General features: G+C 36.3%; 4 protein-coding genes and 1 pseudogene. 4 read left to right on the top strand and 1 reads right to left on the bottom strand.

Translation table 11 applies throughout. From position 1 onward, the window contains the following. Window positions 1-140: 140 nt before the first annotated feature. From AB3X49_RS15935 to leuD, 4 genes and pseudogenes are all read left to right on the top strand, one after another. Window positions 141-1,286, top strand: a pseudogene (locus AB3X49_RS15935) (2-isopropylmalate synthase); the annotation flags it as partial. A gap of 515 nt (window positions 1,287-1,801) precedes the next feature. Beyond that, entirely contained in the window at window positions 1,802-2,914 is a 1,113-nt protein-coding gene (gene leuB / locus AB3X49_RS15930) for a 3-isopropylmalate dehydrogenase (protein ID WP_367963269.1), read from the top strand. A gap of 122 nt (window positions 2,915-3,036) precedes the next feature. Then, complete coding sequence (gene leuC / locus AB3X49_RS15925; protein ID WP_367963267.1) at window positions 3,037-4,440, top strand: 3-isopropylmalate dehydratase large subunit; 1,404 nt, start codon at window positions 3,037-3,039, stop codon at window positions 4,438-4,440. Between the two features lie 28 nt (window positions 4,441-4,468). Then, entirely contained in the window at window positions 4,469-5,059 is a 591-nt protein-coding gene (leuD, locus tag AB3X49_RS15920) for a 3-isopropylmalate dehydratase small subunit (protein ID WP_367963264.1), read from the top strand. Window positions 5,060-5,350: 291 nt separating this feature from the next. Here the strand turns inward: leuD and AB3X49_RS15915 are convergent. After that, window positions 5,351-6,237 (bottom strand): N-acetylmuramoyl-L-alanine amidase (locus tag AB3X49_RS15915; RefSeq protein ID WP_367963261.1); only part of this gene is annotated, 887 nt, incomplete at its 5' end.

The raw sequence follows: 6,237 nt of genomic DNA, 5'->3' as shown, positions 1-6,237 counted from the left end.
CGTTCAAAAGCATCTTGAATACCGCTATTTTCTTCCATTCAAAATGAGAAAATGTACTCATTTCCGTGGCTTTTGGACACTAGAAATTCAACTAGCACCACGGGTGTAACTATAAAAAAGATCAAAGGAAGTGTTATGATTTGCGTAAGATTGATATATTCGATACAACATTGAGGGACGGTGAACAATCTGCTGGTGTAAATTTGAATGCTCTTGAAAAAATAGAAATAGCTAAACAATTAGAACGTTTAGGAGTCGATATTATTGAAGCAGGTTTTCCTGCTGCCTCAACAGGTGATCTTCAAGCAGTTAAAATGATTGCTGATACAATTAAAAATAGCTCTGTCACTGGACTCGCTCGTGCAAAAGAAACAGATATTGATATCACATGGGAAGCATTAAAAAAATCCATCGAACCAAGAATTCATATATTTCTTGCTACTTCACCGATTCATATGAAATATAAGCTAAGAATGACCGAGGATCAAGTACTAAATGCAGCTGTAGGAGCTGTAAAATATGCAAAACAAAAATTTACCCATGTACAATGGTGTGCTGAAGATGCTTGTCGATCAGATAAAAAATTTCTAGTTAAAATTATCACAGAAGTAATTAAAGCAGGAGCAACCATTATCAACTTACCAGATACTGTTGGATATATAACTCCACAAGAATATGGTTCTCTTTTTCGTTTTATTAAAGAGAATGTTCCTAATATCGATGGAATAAAACTATCGGCTCATACTCATGATGATTTAGGATTAGCAACTGCAAATTCATTAGCAGCAATACAAAATGGTGCAGATCAAGTTGAGGGGACCATCAATGCAATTGGGGAAAGAGCAGGAAATGCCGCTCTGGAAGAAATTGCTGTAGCTCTGCATATTAGAGAAGATCTTTATAAGGTTTCCACAGGATTGAAGCTGAATGAAATTAAGCACACAAGTAACCTTGTAAGTAAGCTCACTGGAATGGTTGTTCCTGAAAATAAAGCTATCGTAGGGAATAATGCATTTGCACATGAATCAGGGATCCATCAAGATGGTGTTTTAAAAGAACGTACAACCTATGAAATTATTACACCAGAACTTATTGGTGTAATAACAAATCGTCTTGTGCTTGGAAAACATTCAGGTCGACATGCTTTTAATAATAAGGCTATAGAATTGGGATTTGAACTAAATGAATCCATATTAAATGATAGTTTTCCAGTATTTAAAGAACTCGCGGATAAGAAAAAAACAGTAACGGATCAAGACATTTTCACCATTCTTACAGAAAGAAAAGCGAAGTATTCAAATACGAAACAGGATGAATCATAGATTTCAAATTATATGGAAGGCATTTAAACTATATAAATCCTCTTTAGAAAATCATCATGCAAAAATTTCTTTGAATGTAAAAAATCATGGTTTTTCGAATGATTTGAGGAAAATATAAGTAGGACTTATATTTATTAGTTTCAATATTGTTTTGACTATATATTTATGCACCCAAAACTCCACTCTAACTCTTGCCCATGGAACATACAATTTAATCTTATTTTCAGCTATGTTAAAGTATCAAACGGAACTTATGTAAAATGGAAAGAGTACCTAGTATTACAAGAATATCTTTTATATCAGAGAGAGGATCTTCATTAGTTGACGTTTTATTCAATCCAACTCCCACAAAAATTATATAACAGCGTCCTAAGAAAGGCTCCAAGAACCCCTCACAACCTCATCCACCAAATACTAGTCGTATAAACATAGTTAAAACATAAAAGAATAAATAACAGATAAAAATTGGAGGTTTAATAATGAAAAAGAAAATAGCTGTACTACCGGGGGATGGAATTGGCGAAGAAGTGATGTCTAGTGCACTAGATGTCCTAAAAATCATAGAGGACTGGTTTGGTCATGAATTTGAAATAACTAGAGGAGCAATTGGTGGTATTGCAATTGATCTTCACGGCAATCCTCTTCCTCCAGAAACACTACAGCTTTGTAAAACAAGTGATGCTGTATTACTTGGAGCAGTAGGAGGTCCTAAATGGACAAATATTCCCATTCATTTACGGCCCGAACAAGGGTTACTTCAAATCCGAAAAGAACTAGGATTATTTTCTAATCTACGCCCTGTCTCTACCTTCAAAAGTTTACTAGATAGCTCCCCTTTAAAGCCCCATCTAGTTGAAAATGTTGATTTTATCATTATTAGAGAATTAACAGGAGGATTATACTTCGGAAAACCAAGTGAAAGAAGAGGAAAAAACAAAGAAGTAGTAGTTGATACACTTCAATATGAAAGAAATGAAATTGAAAGGATCGTTCACAAAGCTTTTCAAATAGCATTAAGTAGAAAACAAAAACTAACATCGATCGATAAAGCTAATATACTAGAGTCCAGTCGAATGTGGCGAGAAGTTGTAGATGAAGTTTCTCTAAGTTATCCGAGTGTAACAGTTGAACACTTGCTAATCGATGTGGCGGCAATGAAACTCCTCTATCAACCCAAACAATTTGATGTCATCGTTACGGAAAATTTATTTGGTGACATCCTTAGTGACGAAGCATCCGTACTAACAGGCTCCCTTGGAATGATGCCATCTGCTAGTTTACGAGAAGACTATTTCGGACTATATGAACCGGTTCACGGTTCTGCACCAGATATTGCGGGTCAAGATAAAGCAAATCCACTCGCTATGATTTTATCAGTTGCCATGATGTTGCGACACTCATTTAGATTGCCTACAGAGGCTACAATGATTGAAATGGCCGTAGAAAAGGTATTAAATGATGGCTATCGAACTGCCGATTTAAAAAGTACAGAAAATGATTCAATAATTGGAACAAGTCGCATGAGCCAATTGATTGTGGAGAATCTTGGAGTAACACATGTATTATGGTCAATCTTGCAAACATATAGATAACATATATTGTAACGGGATAAAATTGTATCCAAGGCTATACGGAACCTAATTCACCTGTAACACTTCTAATTAAGTCCCCTTACACAATAACTTTCAACTTAAACTAAAAGGAGTGGAATACTTTGAACCCCAAAAATATCATTGAGAAATTATGGGATGATCACGTCATTTATCACGAAAGCAGTAAACCCGATTTGTTATACATCGATCTTCACCTTATACACGACGTCACTTCTCCACAAGCATTTGAAGGATTAAGGTTAAAAAATCGAACCGTTAGAAGACCTGAGCTAACCTTTGCAACGATGGATCATAATGTCCCTACAATAAACAGGCATATAATTAAAGATGAAGTATCAAAAATACAAATGTCAAAACTCGAAGAAAATTGTAAGGAGTTTGGTATTGAATTAGCAGATATTTATCACCCTGATCAAGGAATTGTTCACGTCATAGGACCAGAACTTGGTCTGACTCAACCTGGAAAGACAATTGTATGTGGAGATAGCCATACTTCTACACATGGTGCCTTCGGATCACTTGCATTTGGAATTGGAACCAGTGAAGTAGAGCATGTCTTGGCTACACAGTCCCTTTGGCAATCTAGACCGAAAACATTGCAAATAAAAGTAAATGGACCGTTAGGCTTCGGGGTAACAGCAAAGGATCTTATTTTATCCATTATATCTAAATTCGGTGTTAATATGGGGACTGGTTATATCATTGAATTTACTGGTGAAACCATAAAAAAACTTTCTATGGAAGAGCGAATGACTGTGTGTAATATGTCCATTGAAGCAGGAGCGAGAGCTGGCATCATCGGCCCTGATGAAGTAACTTTTAAATATTTAAAAGGAAAAAAATATGTTCCAACAGGGAAAGAATTTCAAAACGCTGTAGAAAAATGGAGAAGTTATGCTTCTGATAAAGGAGCTATTTACGATTTAATACTTGAGATGGATGGAGTAAGTGTCGAACCACAAGTTACTTGGGGAACCAATCCATCAATGGGAATTGGTATTAATCAAAAAATCCCTACACCACAACAATATAAAAATAAAGCCGAACAAGAATCTGTTAAAAGAGCCTTAGCCTATATGGGACTCACAGAAGGTACAAATATCAATGAAGTCCCTATTGATTATGTATTCATTGGTTCCTGCACAAATTCCAGATTAAGTGATTTAAGAGCAGCTGCTGCAGTCATAAAGGGAAAAAAAGTGCACAACAGGGTTACAGCCCTTGTGGTTCCAGGCTCCCAAAATATCAAAGCTCAAGCAGAAAAGGAAGGTCTTCATAAAATTTTCAAAGAAGCTGGATTTGAATGGAGGGAATCAGGATGTAGTATGTGCCTTGCTATGAATAGTGATATAGTACCATTTGGAAAGCGATGCGCCTCTACATCAAATCGGAACTTTGAAGGGCGGCAAGGACACGGCGCCCGTACCCATCTGGTAAGCCCTACGATGGCCGCTGCGGCAGCCATCACAGGGAAATTTACAGACGTTCGGACGTTTCAGAGCTAATTTTTAATTCAAAGGGAGGAATTATCATATGCCAGGAATTCGTCAACATCAAGGAACAGTTTTTCCACTAAACCAAGAAAATGTGGATACTGATCAAATTATTCCAAAACAATTCTTAAAAAAAATCGATCGTCAAGGATTCGGAAAATTTTTATTTTATCATTGGAGATTCAATGATGATGGCTCATCTAATGAACACTTTTCATTAAATAAAGAGAAATACCAAGGGACTACCATTTTGATAAGCGGACAAAACTTTGGATGTGGATCATCTAGAGAACATGCCCCTTGGGCATTGCTTGATTACGGTTTTCAAGTTATCATCGCTCCGAGTTTTGCAGATATTTTCTACAACAACTGTATAAAAAATGGAATTTTGCCCATCCAAATAAATCAAACAGATGTGGAATTTTTAATAAAAAAGGCCGAACAAACAAGCTTAGAATTAATTATAGATTTAGAAGCACAAACCGTTAGAGACAATGACCATTTTAAAACAACCTTTCAAATCTCTCCATATTGGAAGCAATTCCTGATGAATGGAGAAGACGAAATTTCCATTACTCTTTCACATGAGACACACATTAAACAATACGAATCTCGAATGTTTAAAAAATAAAATCAAATATTTATAAACTACCCCAAAATGATGTTACTTGGAAACTTCCCTTAATTGCATATACTAAAAATCAACACCCCACTCCTGTAACATACTCACTGTTCACAGTACGGAAAAGGCGTATTACCTGAGTTTCAAATTACGCCTTTTTCCTTTCTTACATCATAAAGTCCGCTCTTTTTGGTTTGGGATCACACTAGAAATTTAGTTACATATACTAAGAATGTACCTCGGTATATTTCCATCATCTATCATACTCCCTCTCGGTTAAGAGGGCGTTCTTTTCATTTCTCACTTCACGTATACATAGGAACCATTTGCAGTAACATAGTACGTCTGTCCTTTGCTATTGTGCACTTTGTACTGTGATGATCCGTTGACACTTACTTTCGCATCAATCGTGAATCCTAATCCTGTATCTAAAGAGCCAGCCACATCTTTATCCTGCCAAGATGGAGCATCATAGAAACGTAGGTTGTTCACTTTAGAAACAACGTGTTTACCTACAATAGATGAATCCACTGTGCTTTGCTTATCGAACTTCACATAAGAAGAATCGTATTTGATCCATTGTTCTCCACCTAAATTAAGCCATCCGTCTTTTTCACCCCACACAATATAGGATTCTGGTTTATTTAGCTGACGAATTTTAGAATAGCTTGTATCTGAACCTTTGCGTAAGTTAACGTTGTTACCTTGAATATAAGCCACGCCATCAGTTACAGCTGTTGAAACTTCTACTGGTTTAGATGGCTTTTCTGGAACTGAAACATCGACATTTGAATTATTATATGCACGTTGCACATCAGCTCGGAATTGAGCTTCAGATACACCATGAGATTTTAGGTAATCAAGTGGATCTTCATGATCTGTACCACCAAGATGATGAGTTACATCACTATGCGTCCACAATCCTTTTTCTACACTAATACCACGATCACGTAAGATTTTAGCAAGTAACTTCACATATTTATCATAACTACGTTTGAACTTCTCGTAATCTTTTGTTTCGCAAAGCTCTACATGTACAAAACGTTTATTAGCAGCTGGTCCACCGCCATAAGCAATATACTTCGTATCCGCAATTTGAATCGTTTCATCCCAATCGACTGCGTAATGAACAAATGCATTTCTCCATGTACGAGACTCATATTTTTGAATATTGATTGCGGGCGCTT

Origin of the sequence: Bacillus sp. C30, from assembly GCF_040838255.1 — a bacterium.
Classification (GTDB): Bacteria; Bacillota; Bacilli; order Bacillales; family Bacillaceae_G; genus Bacillus_A; species Bacillus_A mycoides.
Note: the sequence above shows the minus strand (reverse complement) of the source record. Positions and strands in the feature narration are given on the sequence as shown.